General features: G+C 59.9%; 31 protein-coding genes and 1 pseudogene. 19 read left to right on the forward strand and 13 right to left on the reverse strand.

Features of this window, described 5'->3' with window-relative positions:
* Positions 1-49 precede the first annotated feature (49 nt).
* From ACOYQJ_RS19835 to ACOYQJ_RS19855, 5 genes are all read left to right on the forward strand, one after another.
* Entirely contained in the window at positions 50-1,750 is a 1,701-nt protein-coding gene (locus ACOYQJ_RS19835) for an acyl-CoA dehydrogenase (RefSeq protein ID WP_422907746.1), read from the forward strand.
* Positions 1,747-2,790, forward strand: a complete 1,044-nt coding sequence (locus tag ACOYQJ_RS19840) for an MBL fold metallo-hydrolase (protein WP_422907747.1) — start codon at positions 1,747-1,749, stop codon at positions 2,788-2,790. The genes ACOYQJ_RS19835 and ACOYQJ_RS19840 overlap by 4 nt, the downstream gene beginning before the upstream one ends.
* 150 nt (positions 2,791-2,940) lie before the next feature.
* Complete coding sequence (locus tag ACOYQJ_RS19845; RefSeq protein ID WP_422907748.1) at positions 2,941-3,393, forward strand: DUF6173 family protein; 453 nt, start codon at positions 2,941-2,943, stop codon at positions 3,391-3,393.
* Positions 3,394-3,484: 91 nt separating this feature from the next.
* Positions 3,485-3,619 carry an aa3-type cytochrome c oxidase subunit IV gene (locus tag ACOYQJ_RS19850; RefSeq protein WP_422907749.1) on the forward strand — a complete coding sequence of 45 codons (135 nt, stop codon included), beginning with the start codon at positions 3,485-3,487 and terminating at the stop codon, positions 3,617-3,619.
* Positions 3,620-3,662: 43 nt separating this feature from the next.
* On the forward strand, positions 3,663-4,310 hold the full coding sequence (locus ACOYQJ_RS19855) for a hypothetical protein (RefSeq protein ID WP_422907750.1): 648 nt from the start codon (positions 3,663-3,665) through the stop codon (positions 4,308-4,310).
* Here the strand turns inward: ACOYQJ_RS19855 and ACOYQJ_RS19860 are convergent.
* Together ACOYQJ_RS19860 and ACOYQJ_RS19865 are read right to left on the reverse strand one after the other, a co-directional pair.
* Complete coding sequence (locus ACOYQJ_RS19860; RefSeq protein WP_422907751.1) at positions 4,295-4,621, reverse strand: AzlD domain-containing protein; 327 nt, start codon at positions 4,619-4,621, stop codon at positions 4,295-4,297. The two genes, ACOYQJ_RS19855 and ACOYQJ_RS19860, sit on opposite strands and share 16 nt — an antisense overlap.
* Positions 4,618-5,319, reverse strand: a complete 702-nt coding sequence (locus ACOYQJ_RS19865; protein WP_422907752.1) for an AzlC family ABC transporter permease — start codon at positions 5,317-5,319, stop codon at positions 4,618-4,620. Before ACOYQJ_RS19865 ends, ACOYQJ_RS19860 begins: the two co-directional genes overlap by 4 nt.
* A 49-nt stretch (positions 5,320-5,368) precedes the next feature.
* On the opposite strand from ACOYQJ_RS19865, the gene ACOYQJ_RS19870 reads away from it, so the two are divergent.
* The 6 genes from ACOYQJ_RS19870 to ACOYQJ_RS19895 are packed head-to-tail and all read left to right on the forward strand — an operon-like array spanning position 5,369 to position 9,989.
* Positions 5,369-6,241 carry a formate dehydrogenase accessory sulfurtransferase FdhD gene (locus ACOYQJ_RS19870; RefSeq protein WP_422907753.1) on the forward strand — a complete coding sequence of 291 codons (873 nt, stop codon included), beginning with the start codon at positions 5,369-5,371 and terminating at the stop codon, positions 6,239-6,241.
* Entirely contained in the window at positions 6,238-6,789 is a 552-nt protein-coding gene (locus tag ACOYQJ_RS19875; RefSeq protein ID WP_422907754.1) for a YcxB family protein, read from the forward strand. The genes ACOYQJ_RS19870 and ACOYQJ_RS19875 overlap by 4 nt, the downstream gene beginning before the upstream one ends.
* Complete coding sequence (mobA, locus tag ACOYQJ_RS19880; protein ID WP_422907755.1) at positions 6,786-7,415, forward strand: molybdenum cofactor guanylyltransferase MobA; 630 nt, start codon at positions 6,786-6,788, stop codon at positions 7,413-7,415. Before ACOYQJ_RS19875 ends, mobA begins: the two co-directional genes overlap by 4 nt.
* A complete protein-coding gene (gene mobB, locus ACOYQJ_RS19885; RefSeq protein ID WP_422907756.1) occupies positions 7,412-7,903 on the forward strand; it encodes a molybdopterin-guanine dinucleotide biosynthesis protein B in 492 nt (163 codons plus the stop codon). Before mobA ends, mobB begins: the two co-directional genes overlap by 4 nt.
* Positions 7,900-8,739, forward strand: a complete 840-nt coding sequence (locus ACOYQJ_RS19890; RefSeq protein ID WP_422907757.1) for a molybdopterin guanine dinucleotide synthesis — start codon at positions 7,900-7,902, stop codon at positions 8,737-8,739. The genes mobB and ACOYQJ_RS19890 overlap by 4 nt, the downstream gene beginning before the upstream one ends.
* Positions 8,730-9,989 carry a molybdenum cofactor synthesis domain-containing protein gene (locus tag ACOYQJ_RS19895; protein ID WP_422907758.1) on the forward strand — a complete coding sequence of 420 codons (1,260 nt, stop codon included), beginning with the start codon at positions 8,730-8,732 and terminating at the stop codon, positions 9,987-9,989. Before ACOYQJ_RS19890 ends, ACOYQJ_RS19895 begins: the two co-directional genes overlap by 10 nt.
* 30 nt (positions 9,990-10,019) lie before the next feature.
* On the opposite strand, the gene ACOYQJ_RS19900 is transcribed toward ACOYQJ_RS19895, so the two are convergent.
* Together ACOYQJ_RS19900 and greA are read right to left on the reverse strand one after the other, a co-directional pair.
* Complete coding sequence (locus ACOYQJ_RS19900; protein ID WP_422907759.1) at positions 10,020-11,021, reverse strand: hypothetical protein; 1,002 nt, start codon at positions 11,019-11,021, stop codon at positions 10,020-10,022.
* 11 nt (positions 11,022-11,032) lie between these two features.
* Entirely contained in the window at positions 11,033-11,503 is a 471-nt protein-coding gene (greA, locus tag ACOYQJ_RS19905) for a transcription elongation factor GreA (protein ID WP_422907760.1), read from the reverse strand.
* 399 nt (positions 11,504-11,902) lie between these two features.
* Here greA and ACOYQJ_RS19910 point away from each other — a divergent pair, with 399 nt between their 5' ends.
* From ACOYQJ_RS19910 to ACOYQJ_RS19925, 4 genes are all read left to right on the forward strand, one after another.
* Positions 11,903-13,549: an electron transfer flavoprotein-ubiquinone oxidoreductase gene (locus ACOYQJ_RS19910; RefSeq protein ID WP_422907761.1), complete on the forward strand. Its 1,647-nt coding sequence runs from the start codon at positions 11,903-11,905 to the stop codon at positions 13,547-13,549.
* A gap of 59 nt (positions 13,550-13,608) precedes the next feature.
* Complete coding sequence (locus ACOYQJ_RS19915; protein ID WP_422907762.1) at positions 13,609-13,911, forward strand: PilZ domain-containing protein; 303 nt, start codon at positions 13,609-13,611, stop codon at positions 13,909-13,911.
* Between the two features lie 110 nt (positions 13,912-14,021).
* Positions 14,022-15,740, forward strand: coding sequence for a tetratricopeptide repeat protein (locus ACOYQJ_RS19920; protein WP_422907763.1), 1,719 nt, complete (start codon positions 14,022-14,024; stop codon positions 15,738-15,740).
* Positions 15,724-16,530, forward strand: a complete 807-nt coding sequence (locus ACOYQJ_RS19925; protein ID WP_422907764.1) for a 4-(cytidine 5'-diphospho)-2-C-methyl-D-erythritol kinase — start codon at positions 15,724-15,726, stop codon at positions 16,528-16,530. The genes ACOYQJ_RS19920 and ACOYQJ_RS19925 overlap by 17 nt, the downstream gene beginning before the upstream one ends.
* On the opposite strand, the gene ACOYQJ_RS19930 is transcribed toward ACOYQJ_RS19925, so the two are convergent.
* Positions 16,523-17,521: a polyprenyl synthetase family protein gene (locus ACOYQJ_RS19930; protein WP_422907765.1), complete on the reverse strand. Its 999-nt coding sequence runs from the start codon at positions 17,519-17,521 to the stop codon at positions 16,523-16,525. The genes ACOYQJ_RS19925 and ACOYQJ_RS19930 overlap by 8 nt on opposite strands.
* Positions 17,522-17,575: 54 nt before the next feature.
* Between ACOYQJ_RS19930 and ACOYQJ_RS19935 the strand changes: the two genes are divergently transcribed.
* The 3 genes from ACOYQJ_RS19935 (at position 17,576) to ACOYQJ_RS19945 (ending at position 18,845) form a co-directional block, all read left to right on the forward strand.
* Entirely contained in the window at positions 17,576-17,791 is a 216-nt protein-coding gene (locus ACOYQJ_RS19935) for a putative signal transducing protein (RefSeq protein WP_422907766.1), read from the forward strand.
* A complete protein-coding gene (locus ACOYQJ_RS19940; protein ID WP_422907767.1) occupies positions 17,781-18,551 on the forward strand; it encodes a tRNA1(Val) (adenine(37)-N6)-methyltransferase in 771 nt (256 codons plus the stop codon). Before ACOYQJ_RS19935 ends, ACOYQJ_RS19940 begins: the two co-directional genes overlap by 11 nt.
* 117 nt (positions 18,552-18,668) lie before the next feature.
* Positions 18,669-18,845 (forward strand): YdcH family protein, encoded by a 177-nt coding sequence (locus ACOYQJ_RS19945; RefSeq protein ID WP_422907768.1) that lies wholly within the window; start codon positions 18,669-18,671, stop codon positions 18,843-18,845.
* A gap of 125 nt (positions 18,846-18,970) precedes the next feature.
* Here ACOYQJ_RS19945 and ACOYQJ_RS19950 read toward each other — a convergent pair whose 3' ends face one another.
* From ACOYQJ_RS19950 to ACOYQJ_RS19965, 4 genes are all read right to left on the reverse strand, one after another.
* Positions 18,971-19,903, reverse strand: coding sequence for a VOC family protein (locus ACOYQJ_RS19950; RefSeq protein ID WP_422907769.1), 933 nt, complete (start codon positions 19,901-19,903; stop codon positions 18,971-18,973).
* Between the two features lie 200 nt (positions 19,904-20,103).
* Positions 20,104-20,826 (reverse strand): acetoacetyl-CoA reductase, encoded by a 723-nt coding sequence (gene phbB / locus ACOYQJ_RS19955; RefSeq protein WP_422907770.1) that lies wholly within the window; start codon positions 20,824-20,826, stop codon positions 20,104-20,106.
* Between the two features lie 152 nt (positions 20,827-20,978).
* A complete protein-coding gene (locus tag ACOYQJ_RS19960; protein WP_422907771.1) occupies positions 20,979-22,154 on the reverse strand; it encodes an acetyl-CoA C-acetyltransferase in 1,176 nt (391 codons plus the stop codon).
* Between the two features lie 144 nt (positions 22,155-22,298).
* Entirely contained in the window at positions 22,299-23,135 is an 837-nt protein-coding gene (locus ACOYQJ_RS19965) for an EAL domain-containing protein (protein WP_422907772.1), read from the reverse strand.
* Between the two features lie 236 nt (positions 23,136-23,371).
* Between ACOYQJ_RS19965 and rpsD the strand changes: the two genes are divergently transcribed.
* A complete protein-coding gene (gene rpsD / locus ACOYQJ_RS19970) occupies positions 23,372-23,992 on the forward strand; it encodes a 30S ribosomal protein S4 (RefSeq protein WP_422907773.1) in 621 nt (206 codons plus the stop codon).
* Positions 23,993-24,137: 145 nt separating this feature from the next.
* On the opposite strand, the gene ACOYQJ_RS19975 is transcribed toward rpsD, so the two are convergent.
* The 4 genes and pseudogenes from ACOYQJ_RS19975 to ACOYQJ_RS19990 form a co-directional block, all read right to left on the reverse strand.
* On the reverse strand, positions 24,138-24,359 hold the full coding sequence (locus ACOYQJ_RS19975; protein WP_422907774.1) for a DUF1127 domain-containing protein: 222 nt from the start codon (positions 24,357-24,359) through the stop codon (positions 24,138-24,140).
* Between the two features lie 287 nt (positions 24,360-24,646).
* Positions 24,647-25,330, reverse strand: coding sequence for a DUF1045 domain-containing protein (locus tag ACOYQJ_RS19980; protein ID WP_422907775.1), 684 nt, complete (start codon positions 25,328-25,330; stop codon positions 24,647-24,649).
* A gap of 96 nt (positions 25,331-25,426) precedes the next feature.
* Positions 25,427-26,083: an alpha/beta hydrolase family protein gene (locus tag ACOYQJ_RS19985; RefSeq protein ID WP_422907776.1), complete on the reverse strand. Its 657-nt coding sequence runs from the start codon at positions 26,081-26,083 to the stop codon at positions 25,427-25,429.
* Positions 26,084-26,199: 116 nt separating this feature from the next.
* A pseudogene (locus ACOYQJ_RS19990) lies at positions 26,200-26,306 on the reverse strand (IS5/IS1182 family transposase); the annotation flags it as partial.

Raw genomic sequence — 26,306 nt, forward strand, 5'->3', positions numbered from 1 at the left:
TCCTTTGCTACTAGAGCGTTCTCGCCTTGCCAAGTGAACAGGAGAGCCCATGCCTTATCATGCCCCATTGGATGATTACCGCCTGCTTCTGAGCGATGTTGTCGATTTTGCTCAGGTCACCAAGACAGAACGCTTTGCCGAAGCAACACCGGATATGGTCGAAGCGATCCTGACCGAGGCTGGAAAGATGTGCCAAGAGGTACTGGCGCCGCTCAACCGCAACGGCGATCTTGATCCTGCGCGGCTGGAGAACGGGATCGTCCGAACCTCCAGGGGCTTTGCAGAGGGCTACAAGTCGATCGCTGAGGGCGGCTGGGTTGCCATTGCGGCGGATCCCGAACACGGCGGCATGGGGCTGCCGATGACGGTGACCACCGCCGTGAACGAGATGATGAGCGCGGCCTGCCTGTCCTTGCAGCTCAACCCCTTGATGACGCAGGGACAGATCGAAGCGCTGGAGCACCATGCCAGCGATGAGATGAAGGCACTGTACCTGCCCAAGCTGGTCAGCGGCGAATGGGCCGGAACAATGAACCTGACCGAACCGCAGGCTGGGTCCGACGTTGGCGCTCTGGCCTCAAAGGCCGAGCCGAATGGCGACGGTACCTACGCGATCACGGGCCAGAAGATCTATATCAGCTGGGGCGACAACGATTTCACCCAAAACGTTTGCCACCTTGTGCTGGCGCGCCTGCCCGATGGGGTTCCGGGAACCAAGGGCATCAGCCTGTTCCTCGTGCCCAAGCTGATCCCGGACGAAGACGGCAATCCGGGCGTGGCCAACAGCCTCAAGGTGGTCAGCCTTGAACACAAGCTTGGTCTGCACGGTAGTCCGACCTGCGTGATGCAATACGACGGCGCACAAGGCTGGCTGGTTGGCGAACCCCACGACGGCATGCGCGCCATGTTCACCATGATGAACAACGCCCGTCTTGGTGTTGGCGGGCAGGGGATCGGCGTGGCCGAGGGCGCCTATCAGCACGCGCTGACCTATGCGCAGGAACGCAAACAGGGCCGTTCGCCCGAGGGCACGATCATCGGTCACGCGGACGTGCGGCGGATGCTGGCCACCATGAAGGCCGAAGTCTTTGCTGCCCGCGCCATTGCGCTCGACTGTGCGGTGGCCATCGATATGGCCCGCGCCACAGGCGAGGCCGATTGGCAGGCCCGCGCGGCCCTGCTGACCCCAATCGCCAAGGCCTTTGGCACTGACACGGGGATCGACGTGGCAAGCATGGGTGTGCAGGTGCATGGCGGCATGGGCTACATCGAGGAAACCGGTGCGGCGCAGTATCTGCGCGACGTGCGCGTGACAGCCATCTACGAAGGCACCAACGGAATTCAGGCCATGGACCTTGTGGGCCGCAAGATGATGGACGGCGGCGAGGCGGCCTTCCGACTGCTGGATGAGCTTGAGGCATGCGCCGAAAGCGCCCGCGCCAGCCTGCCCGATCTGGCCGAACCGGTCTGGCAAGCCTGCGAAACCCTGCGCGAGACCATCGAGGTTCTTGTAAGCATGGACATGTCGCAGCGGTTTGCGGGCGCGGTGCCCTTCTTGCGCGGTTTTGCGCGCGTTTTGGGCGGCCACTATCACCTGCGCGCGGCGATGGCGCGGCCTGATGGGCCTCATGCGCGGATTGCGCGTTTCTACATCACCCGGCTGCTGCCTGAACACGCCGGCCTGTTTTCCCATGCCAAGGCAGGCGATTCAGAGTTGATGGCGATTTCGCCGGACGATCTCGCGGTATGATGGACGGCGCCGACACCCTGATCCGCTACCCTTGGGAAACTCCCCCCACCCCGGGCGAGGCCATCGAGGTGGCCGAAGGCGTCCTTTGGTTGCGCATGCCGCTGCCGATGAAACTGGATCACGTGAATGTCTATGCGCTGGATGACGGAGATGGCTGGACGATTGTGGATACCGGCTTTTCGACGGGAAAATCTCGGGCCTATTGGGAACAGGCCATGGCGGGGCCTCTGGGCGGCAAACCCGTCACGCGGGTGATTGTCACCCATCATCACCCAGACCACATCGGGCTTGCGGGCTGGTTCCAGTCCGAACATGGCGCGGAGCTTGTCACGACGCGGACGGCATGGCTTTTTGCCCGAATGTTGCTGCTGGATGAACAGGACAGACCGTCCGCTGAGACCATAAGCTATTGGAAGCACTGCGGCATGGCGCCCGAGGTGCTGTCGCAGCGCATGGCGGAACGTCCGTTCAATTTTGCCGATTGCGTCTATCCGATGCCCTTGGGCTTCACGCGGATCAAGCAGGGCGACACCATCAATGCGGGCGGACGAACATGGGACGTGCACATCGGCAATGGCCATGCACCGGAACACGCCACGCTTTGGTCGCGCGATTGCGATCTGCTGATTGCCGGCGACCAGATCCTTCCCTCGATCAGTTCGAACCTCGGTGTCTATGCAACCGAACCCAAGGCCGATCCCGTAGCGGACTGGCTTGAGGCCTGTGAAAGGCTCTCTGCTTTGGCGCGGCCCGAGCATCTGGTGCTGGGGGGCCACAAGCTGCCCTTCACCGGCCTTTCTGCCCGCATGCACCAGTTGATCGAAAACCACCATTCGGCGCTCGACCGCTTGCACGCGCATTTGAAAACGCCTTGCGCAGCGGGCGAATGCTTTCCACCGCTGTTCAAGCGCAGGATTGGTGATGCGGAATACGGGTTGGCGCTGGTCGAGGCGATGGCGCATTGCCTGCACCTTTGGCATGAAGGTCGCGCGACGCGCGAGTTGCGCGAAGATGGCGCTTGGGCTTTCACGGCCTGCTAAGCCTGTGCTGGTCGGCTTACGGCCGAAGTCGTGGACACCTGCCGCAAGATGACCGGCTTGCGCATTATCCCGGCCTTAGACATTCCGGGCAGCTTGGTTAAGGATGATACCAAGGACGCGCCTGTTCAACCGCAGTGAAGGAGGCTTGCCATGGATGATACCATCGCCACAACCGCCGAGGCGCATGAGGCCGATGCAATACCGCGCCGGATCGAGGTTCATACCGATGACACGCCCGCAAAGTGCAGCCCTTTGCCCGAAGCGGTTGCGCAGACACCGGTCAAGAACAAAAGCCCGGCGGAATGGGCCTATGAACGCTTGATTCTTTACATCCAGAACTTCGAAGAACAGTTGGACAATGAACACGAGGTCGCCATGGGCTTTGCCGGAGGCGAAGCCGGTGTGCTGCGCATCGAAGGGCTAGGTTATTTCGACCCGGACATCGTGACTTTTTACGGCGCGGACGCCGATGGCTTGCGGACCCAGTTGATTCAGCACGTCAGCCAGTTGTCTGTGATCCTGCGTGCCCTGCCCAAAGAGGTGGAACAAAAAGAGCCGCGCCGCATCGGTTTTCAGTTGGCAAAAGAACTGGGCACCGTCTGAAGCCGCGACATTTGCGCATCAATGCTGCCGTGACAGGGCGAAAGAAATGCGATAAATCCTCTGCGGAACGCTAAAAACAGGACTGGCAAACATGGCTGAACACAAGCACGGCACCATGGATATCACCACTCAGGAAAAGACCTTTAATGGGTTTATCACATTCACCATTCGCACGGTGATCGTGATCCTCTGCCTTGTTATTTTCATGGCCGTATTCAATTCCTGATCGCCGCCCGCGATTTGTAAACATTGTTAAAGGGGGGGTGCCAATGGGACTGCGCGCCATGGTTCTGGCCGTTTCTGCGGCCTTGATGCTTGCTGGATGCGGCGCAAATTTCTCGGGTGTTGATTCGACCCCGGAAGAGGTTGCCGCCGCAGCATACCGTCACCCCGGGCCGCCCGAGCTGACCCTTTATACCATGATCAACAATCGGTCGGGCTCTGGCGCGCATACGAGCCTTATGATCAATGCCTCGCAGCGCGTGGTGTTTGATCCGGCTGGCTCGGTTCGCCTGCGTGCAGTGCCAGAGATGCGCGATGTTCTTTATGGCATCACGCCGCAGGTGCGGGAATTCTACGAACGCGCTCATGCTCGCGAAACCTATCATGTTCGCATACAGACCATTCAGGTCTCGCCCGAGGTGGCCGAAGCCGCGCTGCGTATGGCGCAGACGCGCGGTCCGGTTGCATCGGCGCAGTGCTCGGCCTCGACCTCGGCCTTGCTGTCGCAATTGCCGGGCTTTCAATCGATCAAGGGCACCTGGTACCCGAACAACCTGGCAGATCAATTTGCCAAACTGCCCGGCGTCACCGAGCGCACGCTTTATGAGAACGACTCGGACGATAAATCCATTGCTATTGCCAAGTTCGAAGCCGAACAGGCTGCAAAGGGCAAAGTGGCTCAGACGGGCCAGTAAGCGCCCGCCAGCATGACCAGCGCCCCGGCGCCCATGCCTCCGTATACACTTTTCGTCAGATAGGCGGCTGCAAGGGCAAGAACTGCCGCGCTCAGGCGTAGCGGGTCGGTGTTGCCGCCTGTGGCCGTGGGCCAAAGCACCAGCGGAGCTACCAGCGCGGGCATGATCGCCACCGCCGTATACCGCAGATGCCGTAGCAGCCATTCCGGCATGGCGCGATCCCCGACGATGCCCAGAAACACAAAGCGCAGCCCGAAAGAGCCTAGCCCAAGGGCGCAAATCACGATCCAGAGATCGCTTTTGTCGATCATGTCCCGGTTCTCCGTTCGATTTCCGCTCCGGTCATCATGCCGCCGATACCAGCGATGATCAGGCCCAGATTGTAGGGCACCCACACAAAGAGCAGCGCAAGAACGGTGGCCATCAACGCGGCAAAGATATGGGCGCGGGTGCGCAGGGCAGGGCCAAGCATTGCGATAAAGGCGATGGGCAGCACCATGTCGAGCCCCAATTCGGCGGGAATGGCATTGCCCATATAGGCGCCGACCAATGTCGCGACGTACCATGGAGGGCAAATCGGCGTGACGACCCCCATGAAAAAAGCGAACTTCTCGGCCAGCGTCATGTCCGGGCGGCGTTCGTATTCCAGCACCGAGGCGGCGTAGGTCTGATCAACAAGGAAATAAGCAGCCACGGCGCGTTTCCAGAACGGCAGCGGCCCAAGGTGCGGCGTGATCGAGGCGGAGTACATTGCCATCCGCAGGTTGACCGCCAGCGCCGAAATCAGGACCACAACCGTCGGCGCATTGTCCGTCATCAATTGGATCGCGGTGAACTGCGCAGCGCCTGCGATCACCACGACCGAAAAGCTGAGCGTTTCAAAGACGCTCAGGCCTGCTTCGGTTGCGATCACGCCAAAGAGCAGCGCAAATGGCACGACGACCAGAAGGAAGGGGGTGCCTTCACGTACCCCGCGCCAGTAGCTTGACATCACATCCTGCTGCGCCATGACTTGACCTCTGCGAACCTTCCTTCGCCCTACCCAAGCCAAAGGCCAGATGCAATTGCCCCAAGACTATATCATCGCCCCTGACCCTACGGCACCGCGCCTGACCCGCGAGGTAACGGGCACCGACCACACCGGCGCGCTGACCGAAATCTCGGTGGTCGAGGAACGCCCCCTGACGATTTTTCTGAATTCCCAAGAGGTTGTGACGGCGATGACCATCGGGGACTACCCCGAGTATCTGGCCGTCGGCTTTCTGCGCAATCAGGGTATGCTGAAGAACGATGAGGTGATCACAGCGGTCGATTATGACGACGATCTTGAGGTGGTCGTGGTACGCACGGCGTCAAAAACCACCTACGAGGAAAAGGTCAAGAAAAAGACCCGCACATCGGGTTGCGCTGTGGGTACGGTTTTTGGCGACATGATGGAAGGGCTCGAAGGGCTGACCCTGCCGGAAACCCATGTCAAAACTTCTTGGCTCTACGCGTTGGCGCATCGGATCAACACGACACCTTCGCTGTATTTGCAGGCGGGGGCGATCCACGGTTCGGTGCTTTGCGCGCAGGACCGCCCGCTGGTCTATATGGAGGACGTGGGCCGCCATAACGCCGTCGACAAGATCGCTGGTTGGATGTTCCTGAATGGCATCTCGGCAGACGACAAGATCCTCTATACCACCGGGCGGCTGACCTCGGAAATGGTGATCAAGACGGCGCTGATGGGCATCCCGGTGCTGGCTTCGCGCTCGGGGTTCACCGCTTGGGGCGTGGAAATCGCCCGGCAGGTCGGGTTGACCTGCATCGGCCGTATGCGCGGCAAGCGGTTTGTCTGCCTGTCGGGTGAGGAGCGCCTGGACTGGGACGCAGACCCCGACAGCGTGCCCGAGGACTCCAGAAAACCCGGAAGGAAAAGTGCCGAGTGATGTACGAGTTCGATTACACCCCGACAAAGGCCGAAGTTGCCAAGGGAATGCAAATGGCCTGCCGATCAATCTACCGAGGTGGTTGGACAATATTGACCCTGTTATACGGGGTGTTCGTTGGGGCCAGCTTTGCAATGGCCGGTTTCATTATATCCTTTCTTGTGTTTCGTGCCTTCGGCTATTCCAACGCTGGCCAGCAAGCTCCGATAGGATGGTGGCTGGTCGCCATGGCGTTTGCGGCAGGGATGATGAGCTTTGGCCGAGTGATACGTCGCCGATCAGCAGAGGCCTATCTGACCGGCCCGGTCATGAAAGGCCAAAGACTAAGCCTTTCCGATGAAGGTATCAGTTTCAACAACGGACGGTCGCACAGCCTGACCGTCTGGTCGGATATCGACACGATCCAAGAGGCAAAGCAATTGATCATGCCGACCATGGGCAATCAGGGGTATGTCTTGCCGGATCGCATGTTGGCGCAGGCGGGTGATTCTTTGGAAATTCGAGATCAGATCAAGGCATGGCATTCGGCCGCGCGGAGGGCGGCATGAAGCAACCCCTTGGCGTGATCCTCGCAGGCGGGTTGGCGACGCGTATGGGCGGCGGTGACAAGGCGCTGTTGCCCCTGGGGGGGCGCCCCTTGCTGGGTCATGTGATCGAACGGCTGCAGCCTCAGGTGGCTGCTTTGGCCTTGAACGCCAATGGCGATGCCGCTCGGTTTGAAAGTACCGGCCTGCCGGTCATCGCCGACAGCATTCCGGGCTTTGCAGGTCCTCTTGCGGGGGTTCTTGCGGGGTTGGATTGGGCGGCGGAGCAAGGGGCCGAGGCCATCGTGACCGTCGCAGCCGACACGCCGTTTTTCCCCTGCGATCTGGTGCCGCGCCTGCTGCTGACCGCTGAAGGGCAGACGCATCCGCTGGTTCTTGCGGCGACCAAGGGCGACGCGCAAACCAAGTCGAAATCGCGTTCGGGGTTGATCCGGCATCCCACATTCGGCCTCTGGCCTGTTGCCCTGCGCGATGACCTGCGCGCGGCTTTGCAGGGCGGCTTGAAAAAGGTTGTCCTTTGGACCGACAAGCACGGTGGCCGCGAATGCCTGTTCCCGAGTGATCCGTTCGATCTCTTCTTCAACGTCAACACGCCCGAGGATCTGACCCGGGCCGAGGAACTTTTATGAGAATTTACGGCGTCACCGGGTGGAAAAACGCAGGCAAGACCGGGTTGATGGAACGCCTTGTGACCGAAATCACAGGGCGCGGCTTTACCGTGTCTACTGTCAAACACGCGCATCACACATTTGACGTCGATCACCCCGGTAAGGACAGCCATCGGCACCGCGTGGCGGGGGCGTCCGAGGTGATCCTGTCCTCGCGCAATCGCGTGGCCCACATGACCGAACTGCGCGGCGATGCCGAACCGCAGTTGTCTGATCTCTTGCTGCGCCTTGCCCCCGTCGATCTGGTGCTGATCGAGGGTTATAAACGCGACAACCACCCCAAGGTCGAGGCGCACCGGGCCGAAACCGGGAATGACCTGATTGCGCCGGGCGATCCGACCATCCGCGCTGTGGCCAGCGATGTGCCGCTGGAGCTTGATCGTCCGGTATTTGATCTGAATGACACCAAAGGGATTGCAGATTTTGTCCTGTCCGAGGTCGGACTTTGAAGGCATTCGATCGCTATGTGATGGTTGATTGGTCCGGGGGCAATGACACCGGGCCGCGCCCACGCAAAGATGCGATCTGGATGGGCGAAGCAGGAGAAGCGCCGCAATATCTGCGCAACCGTCTTGTGGCAGAGCAGGTGCTAAGTAACCGGATTGACATGGCTCTTTCGTGCGGTGAACGTTTGATGATCGGCTTCGATTTTCCCTTTGGGTATCCGGCGGGGTTCGCCAGGGCTTTGACAGGGCGGGACGATCCCTTGGCGATTTGGGATTGGCTTGAGGCCCGCATCGAGGATGCTCCAAAGGGCAACAACCGTGTCGATGTGGCGGGCCAGATCAATCTGAACCACGGCGCGGGCAAGGGGCCGTTCTGGTTCAACCCGCTGCGCCGCGACATCGCCGGGGTACCGCGCAACAAGGCCAATTATGCCAATCCATTTGTTGAACGGCGCATGTGCGAGAGGCACGCCAAGGGCAGCTTTACTTGCTGGCAATTGGGCGGGGCCGGGGCTGTCGGCTCGCAAGTCCTGCTGGGCTTGCCGGTCTTGAACCGGCTCCGGCGGCGATTTCATGGACAGATTGCAGTTTGGCCCTTTGATCCGTTGGACGCGCCCGTCGCCTTTGTCGAGATATGGCCGGGGTTGATCAACGCATCGGTGCGGGCGCTGACTGGTCCGGAAGATATCCGCGACGCCGTTCAGGTGCAGACGCTGGCAAAGGTGCTGGAGGGTCTTGATCCTGCGCGTCTACGGTCCATGCTAAAGGTCGATGCCCCGGAAGAGGGGTGGATCCTCGGACTGGGATTTGAAAAGGAGCTGGCCGTCTCGTGTCATTGAAACCCCCACCGTTGCGCAACGATTGTTTCGCCCTTCCTCCGGGCGTTGACTGGACGCCGGTCGATCAGGCCCTGAACATGCTGGAAGATCGCCTGACGCCTGTGGTCGGTACGCAAAGCGCGCCTTTGGCGCAAGCCATGGGGCGGGTTTTGGCGCAGGATGTCAGGGCGCGGCGCGCCAACCCGCCCGAGGCGAACACAGCGGTCGATGGCTATGGGTTTGCGGCGCAAAGCTTGCCTGACGGGGATGTTGTCTTGCCGTTGATCAGCGGGCGCTCGGCTGCAGGGGCGCCGTTTGCTGGCGCTGTGCCAGCGGGCCATGCCTTGCGTGTCTTGACCGGGGCTGCCTTGCCGGATGGCGTGGATACGGTTGTTCTGGACGAAGATTGCGCGGTGGACGGCGGGCAAGTGGCCTTTCGCGGAGGGATCAAGCCGGGGTCCAATACCCGCCGGGCCGGAGAAGACGTGGCCGAAGGGCAGATTGCGCTGGCGGCGGGGCGGTTATTGACGCCAGCCGATCTGTCGCTTGCGGCGGCGGTCGGCCTTAGCGTGTTACCGGTTTATGAAAAGCTGCGTGTCGCGGTTTTGTCGACTGGCGATGAAGTGGTCGAGCCGGGTGCCAAGGCCGCGCCGGGGCAGATTTTTGATGCCAACCGTCCCATGTTACTGTCGATGATCGCGCGTTTCGGCTTTGAGCCGGTTGATATGGGCCGGGTCGCTGACGACCGTTCGGCGCTACGCACGCGATTGGACGAGGCGGCGGACAAGGCGCATCTGGTTCTCACCTCTGGCGGCGCGTCGGCCGGGGACGAAGACCACGTCTCGGCGCTGTTGCGCGAGGCAGGGGCTATGCAGGAATGGCGGATAGCGCTGAAACCCGGACGCCCGCTTGCGCTGGGGCTGTGGAATGGCGCTCCGGTCTTTGGCTTGCCGGGCAACCCGGTGGCGGCCTTTGTCTGCGCCTTGATTTTTGCGCGCCCGGCCATGGGCCTTTTGGCAGGCGCGGGCTGGGACAAACCGCAGGGTTTCGACGTTCCTGCCGCCTTTTCCAAGAACAAAAAGCCGGGGCGCAGGGAATATCTGCGGGCGCGAATGCGCGGCGGTCAGGTCGAGGTGTTCAAATCCGAAGGCTCTGGCCGGGTGTCGGGACTAAGCTGGGCAGATGGCTTGGTGGAATTGGAGGATGGCGCGCGCTCAGTCGCTCCGGGGGATTTGGTGCGCTATATCCCGTTCGGAAGTTTCGGACTGTAGTGTTTCTGGGCGTTGATCGGTCCAAGCGGCTTAGTCGAAGGTCCCGGCGACACGGCCCAGCAGCATGAAAGCCCGCGCTGACCGGGTGCCGGCAAAATCGGTGATTTCAGTATCCGAGGCGTTGGGCTCGAAACCCGCAAAGCTGCGGTCGAAGCGGCGCAGGAAGTGGTGGGCCGCGTCGCGGAAAATGGGGTCTTGTTTCATGCGGCCCTGAGCCAGTGCCAAAGACGAACGGTCCCGTACGCCGCCAAGCGCCGCGATGGCGCGGCCGCGTGCGCCTTGGGCAAAGGCGCGCCAAACCTCGGGGCGGGCCAGATCGGGGCGCAGGTCGTCCATGTAGATGCCGTCCTGGCTCAGCAGCGTCAGAATGTCTTGAGCGGCCTGAATCAGATGCGCCGCATTGCGGTCTTTGAGAGCGCGGCGCAGGGCGTTGAAACCTTCGACATCTTCTGCGGTCTCAGGAAAGTTCAGTGCGGTGATGAAGTCCGCATTGGACAGCGGCGGTTGCAGCGCTTCGGCGGGGGTGCCAAGCGATAGAGCAGGTTGGTCATCCGTCATTGTCGCATCCGGCATCTGAGCAGGGTGCGCGGCTTCGGCCATGCGGGTCGCGCCGATCATCGCCAGCGTTGCCTCAAGGTTCTTCTGACCTGCAGCGATTTCGTCCAGTCGCTTCAGAAGCCCCGGGTGCGGCGGTTCGCTGCGGCCCTTCTGGACTTGCGACACATAGGCCTGACGGATTGCGTCAATCGCGGCCTGCAGTCGCGCGCTTTCGCTGCGCATCATCCGGGCGGAACGCGCCGACAAGGCGGCGACCCAGATCAGCGATACCGGCAAAACGATAACCATAAGGGCCAGCAAAAAACGAATCCCCGCCCCTTCGGTTGGTTGGCCGAACATAAAGTACCCGCCAGACAACAGGACCCAGATCACCGTGGCCGCAACGGCCGCCACTTCGACCCCGGTCACGGTGTTGGCCTCCGATCGGTCATATAGGCCCGGAGGTGTCGGGCGGGTTTGTTTTTCGTCGGCCATGTTTGCTGGCTTCACTTGTATTGGATGGACAGGATCTCGTAGCCCTTTTCGCCGCCCGGCGTCCGCACTTCGACGCTGTCGCCTTCGTCTTTGCCAATCAGGGCGCGCGCGATCGGGGACTTCACATTGAGCAGGCCCTTTTCGATGTTGGCCTCATGTTCGCCGACGATCTGCCAAGTCTTTTCTTCGTCGGTGTCTTCGTCGACCACTGTGACCGTGGCGCCGAATTTGACTGCGCCGGACAGGGTTTTGGGGTCGATCACCTCGGCCAGACCGAGGATGCCCTCGACTTCCTGAATGCGACCTTCGATAAAGCCCTGCTTTTCGCGCGCCGAATGGTATTCGGCGTTTTCCTTTAGATCGCCCAGCTCGCGCGCTTCGGCGATCGCCTGAATCACCGAGGGGCGCTCAACGGACTTGAGCTTTTTCAATTCGGTTTCGAGCGCGGTAAAGCCCGCGCGGGTGATAAGTATCTTTTCCATGGGGTCGTTCCAGTCTCTTGTCGTGCTCAGGCCGACCAAGCCATGCACTGTCCGCGTGTCGTGTCTTATGGGTAGAATGGCAATCGCTGGCGTCCAGTGCAACACTGTGGTGCAAAAGTCCAGCATTTCTAGTGGTTGAACCGGCGAGGCTTAGCGCATCAAGAGAGAGAGCTTGCAGTCTCATTGGCGACAATCGGCGGCAGTGATTGGTTAAAGCGCCCGCGCATGGGCCGTCGCCCGCCCCAAATCTCTGTGCGGTCGGCTGCGGGAGGTATGTTTTGCGGCTGGCAATAGGTCGCAGACAAGCATTGTAACGCCGTGTCGCGATTGACCCATGCTGCGCTGCCGCGCTAATCATGCGCGAAAGATTATTTCCAAGCCCCCGGGGAAGGAGCCGCCATGAGCGACGTTACGCGCGAGTCGATGGAATATGATGTTGTGATCGTGGGGGCTGGCCCGGCGGGCTTGTCTGCTGCGATCCGCCTGAAACAGATCGACCCGGACCTTGAGGTTGTCGTTCTCGAGAAGGGCTCGGAGGTTGGGGCGCATATCCTGTCCGGCGCGGTTCTGGACCCCTGCGGGCTGAACAAGCTTATCCCGGATTGGAAGGAAAAAGGCGCGCCGTTGACCGTTCCGGTGCGCGAGGACAATTTTTATATGCTCGGCGAAGCCGGACAGGTGAAAATCCCGAATTTCCCGATGCCGCCGCTGATGAACAACCACGGCAATTACATCGTCTCGATGGGCAATGTCTGCCGCTGGATGGCCGAACAGGCCGAGGCGCTGGGCGTCGAGATTTTCCCCGGTATGGCTTGTTCCGAATTGGTCTGGGGCGAAGCGGGCACAATTCGCGGTGTTGTCGCCGGTGAATTTGGCAAGAATTCCGATGGTACGCCGGGGGACGGCTATGAACCCGGAATGGAGCTGCTGGGCAAATATGTCTTCCTCGCCGAGGGCGTGCGCGGCAGCCTGTCCAAGCAGGTGATTGAACGCTACGGCCTGTCGGACGGCAAGGATCCGCAGAAATTCGGCCTTGGCATGAAGGAAATCTGGGAAATCGACCCGGCCAAGCACCGCGAGGGCAGCGTCACCCATACCATGGGCTGGCCGCTGGGCAGCAATGCGGGCGGCGGTTCGTTCATCTACCACCTTGAGAACAATCAGGTTTACGTCGGTTTCGTCGTCCACCTGAACTACGAGAACCCCTACCTTTACCCCTACATGGAATTCCAGCGCTTCAAACATCATCCGATGGTGGCCAATCTGCTCGAAGGCGGCAAACGCGTGGCCTATGGCGCGCGGGCGATTTCCGAGGGTGGCTATCAGTCGATGCCGCAGATGGTGGCGCCCGGTGTGGCGATGCTGGGCTGTTCGGTCGGCATGGTGAACGTGCCGCGCATCAAGGGCAACCACAACGCCATGCTGTCCGGGATCGCCGCTGCCGAGGCTGCGGCCAAGGCGATCAAGGCTGGCCGCGCGCAGGACGAGCTGCACGATTACGAGGTAGAGGTGCGCAAGGGTGCGATCGGCAAAGACCTGAAAAAAGTGCGCAACGTCAAGCCGCTTTGGTCGAAATTTGGCCTGACGGCGTCGTTGGCGCTGGGTGGCTTTGATATGTGGACCAACACCCTGGGCTTTTCGCTGCTTGGGACGCTCAAACATGGCAAGACAGATGCCGAAGCGACAAAGATGGCGGCCCTGTGCGAGCCGATCGACTACCCCAAGCCCGATGGCAAACTGTCCTTCGACCGTTTGACCAACGTGTCGTTTTCCTTCACCAATCATGAGGAAAGCCAGCCTGCGCACCTGCAGCTGAAAGATCCGAATGTTCCGATTGTCGTCAACCTGCCGAAATACGCCGAACCGGCGCAGCGTTACTGCCCCGCAGGCGTCTACGAAGTGGTCGAAAAGGACGGCGGAAAAGAATTTGTGGTGAACTTCCAGAACTGTGTGCACTGCAAGACCTGCGACATCAAGGATCCCAGCCAGAACATTAACTGGACAGTGCCACAGGGCGGAGACGGACCGAACTATCCAAACATGTAACGGGCCGTTAGGAATTTGGCGCGATATTCTCCGGCGAGTCAAATCTTGCCGGGGATGCCATGGAATTGCGTTCTGAACGTTGGCCGAGTTCTTGGGCTGTAGAGCTTGCGACGGAAAGCGGACCCGTTGTGGTGCGTATTACAAACGTCAGCCTGACCGGCCTGCGATTTGCCGGGCCTACGCCGCCTCGAATTGGGGAAAAGGTCCAGTTTTCTGCCATGGGCAAGCCAGTGTCGGCGCGTGTTGTCCGCCGCGAAAGGACCGGCGGTGCGTTGATCTTTGAACTGCCAATTACTTTGGCCCAACTGTCGAACCTACGGCAATTTCGCGACTTGCCTTCGGGCTATATGCGGCGGGCATAAGGGGCTGATCGCCTGATCGTGAGGCTGCGGCGCAGCCTGGTGCTTGTCAGTCTTGGTCACAGGCCCTACCCTTTGTCAAAATACAAACCAGAACGGAGAGCAGCAGGGTTATGGCTTGGACAAAGGCGATCCACGCAGGGCTATTGGCCGCGGGGCTAATTGCGGCGCAGGCAGCATCGGCAAATGGTGTGGCGGGTGATTACCTTGCCGGGCGTCAGGCCAGTTTTAGCGGCGATTACAAAGCTGCGGCTCGCTATTACGGTCGCGCAATCCTGTTTGACCCGAAAAAACCGGAACTTCTGGAGCGAGCCATTCTTGCCAATATTTCACTTGGCGAGATCGACAAGGCAGCTGGGCTGGCTGACAAATTGGCCTCGGAAGGGCAAGCAAGCCAACTGGGGCAGATGTCCGTGATCGCACGGGACGCCAAGGCGGAAAACTACAGCGCGATACTTCAGGCGATCAACGAAGATCGTGGGCTTGGTCCGCTGTCGGATGGTTTGGCCAAGGCGTGGGCTCAACTGGGCCAGGGCGATATGAGCGCCGCATTGGTGGCTTTTGACGATGTCGCCAAGGTACAGGGCCTGGGACCATTTGCAGTGTATCACAAGGCGCTGGCCCTGGCCTCGGTCGGGGATTTCGAAAGCGCCGAGGCGCTGTTTGCCAAGGACAGCCCTGGCGGCATGGGCATGACCCGTCGCGGCGTTATGGCCCGCGCCGAGATTCTGAGCCAACTTGACCGAAATCCGGAAGCCATCGAACTTTTGGACACCGCCTTTGGCCGCGACCTTGATCCGGGCCTGTCGCAGATGCGCGCTGAGCTGGAAAAGGGCACATCCATGCCGTTCACCCATGTGCGCTCTGCCCGCGATGGTCTTGCCGAGGTGTTCTTTACCCTTGGCAGTGCGCTTGCCAATGAATCGAGCGGGGATCTGACGCTTGTTTACACCCGGCTCGCGGAATACCTGCGCCCAGATCATGTGGATGCGATTCTTCTCTCGGCCGAGCTTTTGGGCGACATGAAGCAATATGATCTGGCCATCGAGGCCTATCAACGCGTCCCGGAAGAAGATCCCGCTTTCCATGCGGCCGAAATGGGCCGGGCCGAAGCGCTCCGGTCCGAAGGCAAGATGGAAGAGGCCGCCGTCGTTCTGAAAACGCTGACCGAAACCCACGGTGATCTGCCTGTCGTACATTCGGCTTATGCCGACTTGATGCGCCAGATGGAGCGCTTTGACGAGGCGGTCATTGGCTACACCAACGCGCTGGACCGATACGAAGAGATCACCGACCGCCAGTGGTTTCTTTATTACGCGCGTGGCATCTGCTATGAGCGCGGCGGCGATTGGGCCAAAGGGGAAGCGGATTTTCGCGAGGCGCTGAAGCTTAGCCCAGAACAACCGAACGTTCTGAATTACCTTGGGTATTCCTTGGTCGAGCAGAAAAGCAAACTGGACGAAGCGCTGGACATGATCGAACGCGCCGTCGCGGCACAACCCAACTCGGGCTATATCGTCGATAGCCTCGGATGGGTGCTGTATCGCCTTGGCCGCTACGAAGAGGCCGTCGCCCCGATGGAGCGGGCCGCCGAACTGATACCGATCGACCCGATCGTCAACGACCATCTGGGCGATGTCTATTGGTCCGTTGGGCGCAAGATGGAAGCAACCTTCATGTGGAAGCGCGCCCTGTCTTTCGTCGATTGGGAAGACGCCGCAGAAGAGGCGGACCCAGAGCGGATCAAGCGCAAGATCGAGGTTGGTTTGGATGTGGTTCTGGCCGAAGAAGGCGCGCCGCCTCTGCAGGTTGCCGATGAAAACGCCGATTGAGGCATTCGCCCCCGCCAAGATCAACCTGACCCTGCATGTGACCGGCCAGCGCGCTGACGGCTATCATCTGCTGGATTCGCTGGTCGTGTTTGCAGACTTGGGGGATCGTTTGACATTGACGCCGGGGCCCAAGATGTCGATGGGGATCACTGGCCCCTTCGCTGACGGTGTCCCGTGTGACGCCCGCAATCTGGCATGGCGTGCTGCCGAGCTGGCGGATTGGACCGGACATATAGCTTTGGACAAGCAGCTGCCACATGGCGCCGGGATAGGCGGCGGATCATCGGACGCGGGCGCGGTGCTGCGGGCTTTGGGCAGCAATGCAGATGCCCTGCAGCTTGGCGCTGATGTTCCGGTTTGCCGCTTGGCAAGAGCCTCTCGCATGTCTGGTATCGGCGAGGAATTGGCGCCTATAGAATTCGGCGAGGAGATCGGCGCGATTCTGGTCAATCCGGGTGTGCATGTTCCGACCCCCGCAATGTTCAAAGCCTTGGAGAGCAAACAAAATCCGGCCATGCCTGACATTCCGACTCAGGGTGGACTTGGGAAGTTAATGCACTGGCTCGATCAACAGCGGAACGATCTGCAAGTCCCGGCGATCTCCGCGCAGCCGGTGATGGGGCAAGTGCTTTCAGCTTTGGACGCCACCAACCCATATCTTTCGCGGATGTCCGGCTCTGGAGCGACTTGCTTTGCCCTTTACGAGTCACCGGAAAGCGCAAAATTTCACGCGGCACAGCTGCAGGACCTGCACCCGGCTTGGTGGGTGCGCGCGACGCTTCTTAGGTGACCCGCGCCACCACGTAATCGTTCAGATCAATCAACAGATCGCGCATCTCGCTTTGCGGCAGGATTTCCATGGCGGTCTTGGCCTTTGCGGTCCATGACAGTGCCTCTTGCCGGGTGGCCTCCAACGCGCCGTGGGTGTTTAGCAGCTCCAGAGCGCGCTCAAGATCACCGTCGCGCTGGTCGCCCTTTTCGATCACGCGCTTCCAAAAGGCGCGCTCTTCATCGTTTGCAGCGGCATAGGCCTTGATCAACGGCAGGGTCAGCTTGCGTTCGCGGAAATCGTCGCCAATGTTTTTTCCCGTCGCATCGCCGCCCCAGTAATCCAGCAGATCGTCGACAATCTGGAACGCGATCCCCAACGCGTCACCGTAATCGAAAAGCGCCTGAATTTCCTCTTCGGGGCGATCCGCGATGACGCCGCCAACCTCGGTCGCGGCAGAGAACAACGCTGCCGTCTTGCCGCGGACGACTTGCAGATAGGTCTTTTCACTTGTTTTCAGATCCTGTGCGGCGGTCAGCTGCAGAACTTCGCCCTCGGCAATCGTGGCGGCGGCGTTGGACAGGATGCGCAACACCCGCAGGTTGCCGGTATCGGTCATCAATTGAAAGGACCGGGCGAACAGGTAATCGCCAACCAACACGCTGGATTTGTTGTCCCAGAGCAGATTCGCCGTTGGCCGTCCACGGCGCTTTGCGCTTTCGTCAACCACATCATCATGAAGCAGCGTCGCGGTGTGGATAAACTCGACCGTCGCTGCCAGATGCACATGGTAGGGGCCGGTGTAGCCGCACATCTTGGCGGTGGCCAAGGTCAGCATCGGGCGCAACCGCTTGCCGCCTGCTTCGACCAGATGTGCGGTGACTTCGGGGATGCGCGGCGCGTGCTCAGAGGTCATCCGCTCGCGGATCAGGGCGTTCACATCGGCCATTTCGTTGGCCAGTAGTTCAGCCAAGCGTTCGTGCGGCTTGGTCACGGAGTTCATCACGTTCATCACACTCCCGTGCAAGGCTCGACATTTGCCAAGCCTTGTCCTTAAATCCCCAATATGGAAGAGCTTTTGCGCACCAATGACATAACACTCATCCCGCTCGCCCGAACCCTTCTGGACGAAGCGGGTATAGACAGCTTTGAATTGGACGTAAACATGAGCGTTCTCGAAGGCTCAATCGGCATTTTGCCACGGCGCCTGATGGTGCGCTCGGCTGAGCTGGAACAGGCGCGGCGCGTGCTTCGTGACTTTGGGGTGAAATTTGAGGGTTGAGCCCTTTGATCCGGGTGCACTTGTGCGCGACGATTTCCTAGGTGGGCAGGTTCGGCTGTGGCAGCCGCGTGATGGCTATCGCGCCGGGGTTGATCCGGTTCTGCTTGCGGCCTCTGTCCCTGCCAAACCGGGGCAGTCGGTGCTGGAACTGGGGTGCGGGGCAGGGCCAGCGCTGTGCTGTTTGGGCGCGCGGGTGGCGGGGCTGACGCTGGCCGGGATCGAGCTGCAGCCTGGCTATGCCGATCTGGCGCGGCGCAACCTGCGAGAAAACGCTCGGGAGGCCGTGATCTGGGAGGGCGATCTGAGCGACCCGCCTGTCGAGATGCGCCAGCGCAGTTTTGACCATGTGATGGCGAATCCCCCCTATTTTGACGCGGCTCGGAGACGGGGCGCTGACGACAGCGGGCGCGAGATTGCTCTGGCCGGGCCGACGCCGATGGAGAATTGGGTGCAAACTGCCACGCGCAGATTGGCCCCGCGGGGAACCGCGACATTTATCCAGAGAACCGAGCGCCTGCCCGAGATGCTGGCGGCGATGCATCGTCACCTCGGCTCATTGGAGTTGTTGCCCCTATTGCCGCGCGAAGGTCGCGCGCCGCGCCTCGTTCTGTTGCGTGGTCGCAAGGAGGGAAGAGCGGATTTTCGCTTTTATCCCGGCCTTATTCTGCACCGCGGCAAGGCCCATGAAGGCGATTGGGAGCAATATACAGAGAAGCTGACAGAAATTCTTAGGCATGGTCGAGAATTAAGCTTCTCTTAACCACTCTGCCGTTCACTCGGGCATTGTAACATTTCCGAGACAAAATGCTGCATCTGCGGCGTGACTTCTTAGATGAGTTGTGTTGCACTGAACCCCTGAGCAAAAAAGGAGTATGCCATGAGCTTGAGTTCGCACCTGCAGGAACTGAAGAAGAAGCATCAATCTTTGTCGGAAGCCGTAAAGGAGGCGCAGGCCGCTCCCGGCGTTGATGACCTGCGAGTCGCCGAGCTGAAGAAGCAAAAGCTGCGTCTCAAGGAAGAAATCTCCAAGATCGAAATGCAGCCAGCACTTTAGATTTTCTTTGTGGCCCTGATTGGGTCAAGACATAGAGGTCTGCCCGTGCGGCGGGCAGACCCACTGAGGAAACCGGAAACGCGTTTCTTAAATCCAATCCCTTGAAAAACCAGTGAATCGCGGGCCTAGTCTTTGATCGGCTCCAGCATCTGTTCCAACTTGGCACGAAGGTGTTCGTGTTGGCTGGGCAGCTTCAGCGCCTCACCCAGATGCGCTGTGTCTTCGTCGCGGTCAAAGCCAGGCTCGTTTGTGGCCACTTCGAACAGAACGCCGCCTGGAGTGCGGAAATAGATCGCCCAGAAATAGTCGCGGTCGATCACTGGCGTCACCTGATATCCGGTGTCCATGAGAGCTTTGCGCACCTCTAGCTGCTTTTCGCGGTTATCCACGGAAAACGCGATGTGATGCACGCTGCCTGCGCCCTGATCGGCGTGGGGGGCGTCGGTTGTGGTCAGGTCGATGACGTTGGCCTCGTTGCCGCCGGGCACGTGAAAACGGGTTGTGCTGCCTTGGCTGTCGTCCTTTTCGTAACCCATGAAGCGCAGAAGTTCTGCGCTGGCCTCGGCATCGCGTTGGGTCAGGCGCATATCGGCCGAGTGGAAGCCTCGAATCGCCACGTCCTCAGGAACGTCGTCGGTTGCCCACGGGGTGCGGTCGTCCTGGGCTTCGACCAAGGCAAATCCATCGCCGTCGGGGCCGCGAAACATCAGGCGGTTTTCTCCAAGTCGGGTGGTGCGTTCGAGGCCTGAAACTTTAAGTTCCGCGAGCCGCTTTTCCCAGAAAGGCAGGGCACCGTTGGGGACGGTGAAGGCTGTCGTGGCAACCTCGCCGGTGCCAGCGCGACCGCGACGGGCGTTCGGAAAGGGGAAATAGGTCATGACGGTGCCGGGCGTGCCCTGTTCGTCACCGTAGTACAGGTGGTAGACATCGGGTGCATCAAAGTTGACGGTCTTTTTGACACGGCGCAGGCCAAGGGCCTTGGTGAAGAAAGCGTTATTTTCCTGCGCGCCACTGGCAAGCGAGGTGACATGGTGCAGGCCGTTTATCTGGTTCAGCATTGGGAGCCTCCTGAATTGCTTTGCACTTCAATATAGCGCGCATATTCGCGTGATAATGCCGATGATCGCGCGGGTTTGGTGCGAAGGCGCACAGAAAAGGCGTCCCCAAGGTGGGAACGCCTGAGTATTGGGTCCGTCTGTGCGGCGCTCGCGCTGCGCACGTCGCCCCGCCCGCCGTCCCATGGGGCGGCAGTCTGTGATTACACGAAGAACTGAGCGCCGTTGGCCGAGATGGTCGAGCCGTTGATGAAGCCCGCGTCGTCAGAGGCAAGGAAGGCCACGCAGCGCGCGATTTCTTCGGGTTCGCCGAGACGGCCCGCCGGGATGCCTGCCACGATTGAATCGCGGACTTTTTCAGGGATCGCCATGACCATTTCGGTTGCAATGTATCCCGGGCAGACCGCGTTCGCGGTGATCCCTGCGCGGGCGCCTTCTTGAGCCAGCGACTTGATGATACCCAGATCGCCCGCCTTGGTCGCAGCATAGTTTACCTGGGCGAACTGGCCTTTCTGGCCATTGATCGAAGAAATCACGATGACACGGCCAAATTTGCGTTCGCGCATGCCGGGCCAAACCGGGTGCACGGTGTTGAAAACGCCAGTCAGGTTGGTGTCGATCACTTCTTTCCACTGCTCGGGTGTCATCTTGTGGAAGGGCGCGTCGCGGGTGATGCCAGCGTTGGCGACAACCACGTCAATGGGGCCGAGGTCAGCTTCGACCTGCGCGATACCAGCTTTGGAGGAGTCGTAATCCGCGACGTTCCACTTGTAGGTTTTGATGCCGGTCGCCTCTGTGAACTTGGCTGCGGCTTCGTCATTGCCCGCATAGGTCGCGGCGACTTCATAGCCGTCTGCCTTCAGGCGTTTCGAAATGGCTTCGCCGATACCGCGGCTGCCGCCGGTGACAAGTGCAACTCGTGCCATGGGATGTCCTCCAGTTTAATAAATCTTTAGTAAGGTTGTTATCCTGTGGGGAGTTTGTGCGCAAGATTATTGCGCAAACGTCCTCCCACAATTTCACCGTTCAAAAAAAGGGGCGCTGGTTGGCGCCCCTTATGTATCGGATATCAAGCCGGTTACGGACGCTCCACACAGAGCGCAACGCCCATGCCGCCGCCAATACAAAGCGTGGCGAGACCTTTTTTGGCGTCGCGGCGCTGCATTTCGAACAGAAGGGTGTTCAGGATACGCGCGCCCGAGGCGCCGATCGGGTGGCCGATGGCAATGGCGCCGCCGTTCACGTTGACGATCTCCGGATCCCAGCCCATTTCCTTGTTCACGGCGCAGGCCTGCGCCGCAAAGGCTTCGTTGGCTTCCACGAGGTCCAGATCTTCGGGCTTCCAGCCAGCTTTTTCCAGCGCCTTGCGCGATGCATAGATCGGACCGACACCCATGATCGACGGATCAAGGCCGGCGGTTGCGTACGACGCGATGCGGGCCATCGGAGTGATGCCACGCTTTTCCGCGTTGTCAGCCGACATCAGCAAGACACCAGCCGCGCCGTCATTCAGGCCCGAAGCATTGGCCGCAGTAACAGAGCCGTCCTTGGTGAAGGCCGGGCGCAGTTTCTGCATGGCTTCCATGGTGGCACCGTGGCGGATGTACTCATCCTTGTCGACCACGATGTCGCCCTTGCGGGTCTTGACAGTGAAGGGGATGACTTCGTCGTCGAACCTGCCGGCCTTTTGGGCGGCTTCGGCCTTGTTCTGCGAGGCAACAGCAAATTCGTCCTGCATGTCGCGGGTGATCTGCCATTGGTTGGCCACGTTCTCGGCGGTCTGGCCCATGTGATAGCCGTTGAAAGCATCCCAAAGACCGTCGCGGATCATGGTATCGATATATTTCATATCGCCCATCTTGTGGCCGGCGCGCAGATTGGCAGCGTGGGGCGAGAGCGTCATATTTTCCTGACCACCGGCGCAGATGATGTCCGCATCGCCAAGTTGAATGTGCTGAGCACCAAGGGCGACAGCGCGCAGGCCCGAGCCACAAACCTGGTTGAGGCCCCATGCGGCAGCTTCAATCGGCAGACCGGCGTTGATATGCGCCTGACGGGCCGGGTTCTGACCCTGTGCGGCTGTCAGCACCTGGCCGAGAATGGTTTCCGAAACCTCGGATTTATCGATACCGGCGCGGGCAACCAGTGCTTCGAGCACGGAAGCGCCAAGATCATGTGCGGGGGTATTGGCAAACGAGCCACCGAAACTGCCGACGGCAGTACGTGCGGCGCTTGCGATTACGACATTGGTCATGTGATTTCCTCCAGCCAAGCGAGTATGCGAAGGCATACAGTGATTCCGCGCGGGACGGAACCTCAGCATTTTTCGCGTTATGGGCGAGGGGCTATCCTATTCTGCGACGCAGCGTAAGCGGACGTTCTGTCTCAGGCCGCGCTGTCAGGCGTGTCGGCGCCTGCTGTCTTCCCGCCAGGCCGGGCGCACGGTGGGCGCGGCAAAGTAGTAACCTTGCAGGCAATCGATGCCGATCTGTTTCAGGCAGTCTGCATCGGCGACGTTTTCCACGCGTTCCGCCACGGTGAACATATCGAATTGTTCGGCAATGGATTGCATGGCTGCGACCAGAACCTGATTGTCTGGGTCGCGGGCAATGCCAGTGGTGAACTGGCCGTCGATCTTCAGAATATCAAAACTGAATTCCTTGAAGTGCCGCAAAGCAGTAAATCCGGCGCCAAAATCGTCCATCGCAAAGGAAATCCCCTGGTTTTGCAGATCACGCATGAAGGTAATCACCAGTTCTGGCACCGTCATGGCCGATGTCTCGGTGATCTCGAGAATCAGGCGTTCGGCCACAGTGGGATCCCCTGACAAACCGCGGCTGAGCGTTCGGGTCCACTTTTTATAGCCGATCGAGCGGGCAGACATGTTGATAGACAGGCGCAGGTTCGGCACGCGCGACAATTCGGCCAGACCTTTTTCCAAAGCGATGCAATCCAGCAGGCGCCCGTATTCTGTATCCTCAACAGTTGTGATGAAGTCATTGGCAGGTATCACCCGGCCGGTTTCATCAAGAACCCGGATCAACCCTTCGTAAAAGGCGACTCGCTCTTGATCCCGGGCCTGCACAACCGGTTGATAGGCCAGCATGGTTTGCCGATGTTCGATGGCACGGCGGACCATGTCCATCGTGTTGGCATCCCTTGTGGACAAGGCGTGATCAAGGGCATTCCGAGGCCCCTCGACAATCTTTGCGAACTGCTTGTTTTCCCGAGCCACTTTCGTCTCCGTCAAAGCTGCTTTGTCCGTTTTGCGCCTCAGGCCTTAAACAGTTCTTAACGTGCGAATTTGACACAAGTGGTCGTTAGTTCCACGGCCGCTTGACTCCGCAATCGCAGCCCGTATAAGCGCGGCTTCATTGGTGTTGGTGGCCCTCGTAAGAGGATGCCTGTCGACCTGGCCAAATCCAGGGAGAGGACAACGCCCTTCGAAACCATAAACGAAGGAGATCAGCCGTGACCAAACGCACGTCTGCCAAGTACAAAATTGACCGCCGGATGGGTGAAAACATCTGGGGTCGTCCGAAATCCCCCGTCAACCGTCGTGAATACGGCCCCGGCCAGCACGGTCAGCGCCGCAAGGGCAAGATGTCCGACTTCGGCCTGCAGCTGCGCGCAAAGCAGAAGCTGAAGGGCTACTACGGCGATCTGACCGAAAAGCAGTTCAAGAAAATCTACACCGAGGCCGCTCGTGTGAAGGGTGACACCGGCGAGAACCTGATTGGCCTGCTCGAGCGCCGTCTTGACGCCGTTGTTTATCGCGCCAAGTTCGTGCCGACCGTTTTCGCAGCACGTCAGTTCGTGAACCACGGCCATGTCCTGGTGAACGGCAAGCGCGTCAACATCCCCTCCTACCGTGTAAAAGAGGGCGACGTCGTCGAAGTCCGTGAGAAGTCGCGCCAGATGGCTGCTCTGCTGGAAGCGACCCAACTGCCCGAGCGTGACGTTCCGGATTACATCGAAGCGGATCACTCCAAAATGACCGCGACCTTCGTCCGCGCCCCCGGTCTGGCCGATGTGCCTTACCCGGTGATGATGGAACCGAACCTCGTGATCGAATACTACGCTCAGAACTAAGTTCTGCGCTTCCTTGGTTTGCGAAGGCCGTCCCTTGTGGGCGGCCTTTTGCTTTGCGACGCGATGATTGGGCGTATCGGCAACGCAAAGAAAAAGCCGCGTCCCATCGGGGCGCGGTCTTTGTCATGATCTGCCTGAGGTAAACTCAGATATAGAGCGTGTCGCGCAGGACGTGGCGTACGATGTCTTCGCGCTTCAGGCCCATTTTGGCCAGATCGGCGTCGGATTTCGCACTCAGACGCTCCATCTCGCGCATCCGCGGGTTCGCTTCTGCAATTGCGGTCAGTGCGCTCAGGATGCGGTTGCCAAGACCGGCCAGCGGCGACGTGGGTGCGGTGGTTGTATAGGGGGCGTTGATATGTGCCATGATAGTGCCTCGTGTTCTGATTGGGTCAGTAACTGATACCCAAAATATGCCGCGATGCAGCATTTGACTAGGCGCGCCACGGAATAGCCGCTCTTAGCGAAATGCATAGGTAACAGAGTGTTAACCAACCAAATTGAGGCGACCCGGGGGCCGCCTCGGTTTGGTGATGAAATAACTGACTACAAAGCACACAAAGAACGCCAAAAACGCTTAATACTTGCGCTGGCTGCGCGGTCACACTCGCCTGCGCAGGCTAAGCTGCTTCAATGACAGTTTTGCGAAGATTCCTAGGCCAGCTTGTACCGAGCCAGGCTGTGGAACATTCCGCTGTGGTCTTCGCCGCACAGCGTCAACGCGTCTATGTGGAAAGGCGCGGGAAGCAGTGGGGCAAGAATAGGGGCCAAAGCATTTTGCGTATGTTTGGCCGCAGAACTGGGCAACTGACCGGTCAGGGTCATGTGAAAGCGAAATTCGTCCATGACATAAGGATACCCCCATTGCTCCAGCAAGGCGTCCTGCGCAGCGGTCAGGGGGCGACTGCGACGGCGTTGCAATTCCTCATCCGAAAGCGCCGCGCGAAAGTGGTCGAAGTCTTCCACCACCCGGGCGGCCAGCGCCTTGAGCGGAGCGGTGTCGCCCGTGGGCACAAGCGCAAGAAAGCGTCCAAGCCGGGCCAGTTCCAGCCCGTCCAATTGAACCGCCCTTGTCTTGGCGCAGAAAGCGGCCAGCGCAATGTCCAGACTTTTTGCTGTTTCGCCCTCGGTCAGATGGAATGGCGGTTTGATCGTGCCGTGAAAGCCGTATTTGCGCGGCGTCTGGCTCAGATCATGGGCCGGGGCAGGCAGGTTTGCGACCTGCGGAGCATCGGGGCGCTCGCCGGTGGAGAGGTTCCAGCCCAGCCAGGCTGCCCCGAATTCAGACAGCGGTCCGGCGGGCAGAGTGTAGTAGATGGCATATCTGGCGTAGGGCATGGTCGCGGCCTGATTTTGGCAATCCTTGTCCATTCACGGTGGCAGCCAAAGCGGCATTTGCCAAGTATCATAAGCGGTTAATCCGCCTATGGCCTGTCAGTTCGGCCAGTTCTTTGCCAGCGTGCCTTTCGCCTGCTCTTCCTTCACGACCGCGCGATAGTGGCGCATGTTGTGGTCCGGGCCAAAGCTGGATCGGCTGGCATGGGCGCGGTGCACGGTACCCATATGGTTGAAAGAGCCGGGCAGGCGGCAAACGGGATCATCGTCCCGGTTGATGCAAAGGCAGAATTCGTCGTTCTTGATCGCACCGCGCGCTTTGCGCGGGCGCGGTGCGCCAAAACCGATCCCGGCGATGCCCCAGCTTTTGCTCAGGATCTGGGTGGCCGCCGCCCCAAGCGAATGACCGATGACATAGGTTGGTTTTGTGCCGCTTTCTTCGACCCAATCGTAGATTGCCTTGGCGTGCCGCAGAAACCCCTGATGCCAGATCGTCCCAGAGGCGCCTTTTTCGGTGGTATTGTCCCGGACGCTGTAGCGTTTCCCGGCAATCCAGATAACTCTGAGATTGAACTTAAGGTAATCCATCACAGAGTTCGATCCGGGTATCAGCAACACGCCATTGTCGAGCAGATGCGCCTGCACGTCCCCTTTGTCAAACGACCGCGCAATGCGTGGAGCCACCGAAGGGTGTGTGGTTGCCTTGTAAGACGACTCGGCCAGCTGTGCGGCGGTTGCGATGGGATAGCGATGCATGAGGCAAACTGTGCCGCGAGAGTAGCGGCATGGCAACAACCAAAGGCGATTGTGATCCCGGCAGGATTCGAACCTGCAACCTGCCCCTTAGGAGTAAGTGTTCCTAGGGTCAGGATTCATAACCAGTAGATGACGACTGCTGCGATGGCGATGGCCGAAAGGAAGACTTTTGGGCACCGGTCGTAGCGGGTTGCCACGCGCCTCCAGTCCTTGAGCCTGCCGA

The sequence above is a fragment of the Pacificoceanicola algae genome, assembly GCF_049341065.1.
Taxonomy (GTDB): Bacteria; Pseudomonadota; Alphaproteobacteria; order Rhodobacterales; family Rhodobacteraceae; genus Pacificoceanicola.

Bases quoted from the DNA above. Each gene is read 5' to 3' on its own strand.
- ACOYQJ_RS19835 (WP_422907746.1), top strand. From the start codon at position 50: ATGCCTTATCATGCCCCATTGGATGATTACCGCCTGCTTCTGAGCGAT.
- ACOYQJ_RS19840 (WP_422907747.1), top strand. From the start codon at position 1,747: ATGATGGACGGCGCCGACACCCTGATCCGCTACCCTTGGGAAACTCCC.
- ACOYQJ_RS19845 (WP_422907748.1), top strand. From the start codon at position 2,941: ATGGATGATACCATCGCCACAACCGCCGAGGCGCATGAGGCCGATGCA.
- ACOYQJ_RS19850 (WP_422907749.1), top strand. From the start codon at position 3,485: ATGGCTGAACACAAGCACGGCACCATGGATATCACCACTCAGGAAAAG.
- ACOYQJ_RS19855 (WP_422907750.1), top strand. From the start codon at position 3,663: ATGGGACTGCGCGCCATGGTTCTGGCCGTTTCTGCGGCCTTGATGCTT.
- ACOYQJ_RS19860 (WP_422907751.1), bottom strand. From the start codon at position 4,621: ATGATCGACAAAAGCGATCTCTGGATCGTGATTTGCGCCCTTGGGCTA.
- ACOYQJ_RS19865 (WP_422907752.1), bottom strand. From the start codon at position 5,319: ATGGCGCAGCAGGATGTGATGTCAAGCTACTGGCGCGGGGTACGTGAA.
- ACOYQJ_RS19870 (WP_422907753.1), top strand. From the start codon at position 5,369: ATGCAATTGCCCCAAGACTATATCATCGCCCCTGACCCTACGGCACCG.
- mobA (WP_422907755.1), top strand. From the start codon at position 6,786: ATGAAGCAACCCCTTGGCGTGATCCTCGCAGGCGGGTTGGCGACGCGT.
- mobB (WP_422907756.1), top strand. From the start codon at position 7,412: ATGAGAATTTACGGCGTCACCGGGTGGAAAAACGCAGGCAAGACCGGG.
- ACOYQJ_RS19900 (WP_422907759.1), bottom strand. From the start codon at position 11,021: ATGGCCGACGAAAAACAAACCCGCCCGACACCTCCGGGCCTATATGAC.
- greA (WP_422907760.1), bottom strand. From the start codon at position 11,503: ATGGAAAAGATACTTATCACCCGCGCGGGCTTTACCGCGCTCGAAACC.
- ACOYQJ_RS19910 (WP_422907761.1), top strand. From the start codon at position 11,903: ATGAGCGACGTTACGCGCGAGTCGATGGAATATGATGTTGTGATCGTG.
- ACOYQJ_RS19915 (WP_422907762.1), top strand. From the start codon at position 13,609: ATGGAATTGCGTTCTGAACGTTGGCCGAGTTCTTGGGCTGTAGAGCTT.
- ACOYQJ_RS19920 (WP_422907763.1), top strand. From the start codon at position 14,022: ATGGCTTGGACAAAGGCGATCCACGCAGGGCTATTGGCCGCGGGGCTA.
- ACOYQJ_RS19925 (WP_422907764.1), top strand. From the start codon at position 15,724: ATGAAAACGCCGATTGAGGCATTCGCCCCCGCCAAGATCAACCTGACC.
- ACOYQJ_RS19930 (WP_422907765.1), bottom strand. From the start codon at position 17,521: ATGAACGTGATGAACTCCGTGACCAAGCCGCACGAACGCTTGGCTGAA.
- ACOYQJ_RS19935 (WP_422907766.1), top strand. From the start codon at position 17,576: ATGGAAGAGCTTTTGCGCACCAATGACATAACACTCATCCCGCTCGCC.
- ACOYQJ_RS19945 (WP_422907768.1), top strand. From the start codon at position 18,669: ATGAGCTTGAGTTCGCACCTGCAGGAACTGAAGAAGAAGCATCAATCT.
- ACOYQJ_RS19950 (WP_422907769.1), bottom strand. From the start codon at position 19,903: ATGCTGAACCAGATAAACGGCCTGCACCATGTCACCTCGCTTGCCAGT.
- phbB (WP_422907770.1), bottom strand. From the start codon at position 20,826: ATGGCACGAGTTGCACTTGTCACCGGCGGCAGCCGCGGTATCGGCGAA.
- ACOYQJ_RS19960 (WP_422907771.1), bottom strand. From the start codon at position 22,154: ATGACCAATGTCGTAATCGCAAGCGCCGCACGTACTGCCGTCGGCAGT.
- ACOYQJ_RS19975 (WP_422907774.1), bottom strand. From the start codon at position 24,359: ATGGCACATATCAACGCCCCCTATACAACCACCGCACCCACGTCGCCG.
- ACOYQJ_RS19980 (WP_422907775.1), bottom strand. From the start codon at position 25,330: ATGCCCTACGCCAGATATGCCATCTACTACACTCTGCCCGCCGGACCG.
- ACOYQJ_RS19985 (WP_422907776.1), bottom strand. From the start codon at position 26,083: ATGCATCGCTATCCCATCGCAACCGCCGCACAGCTGGCCGAGTCGTCT.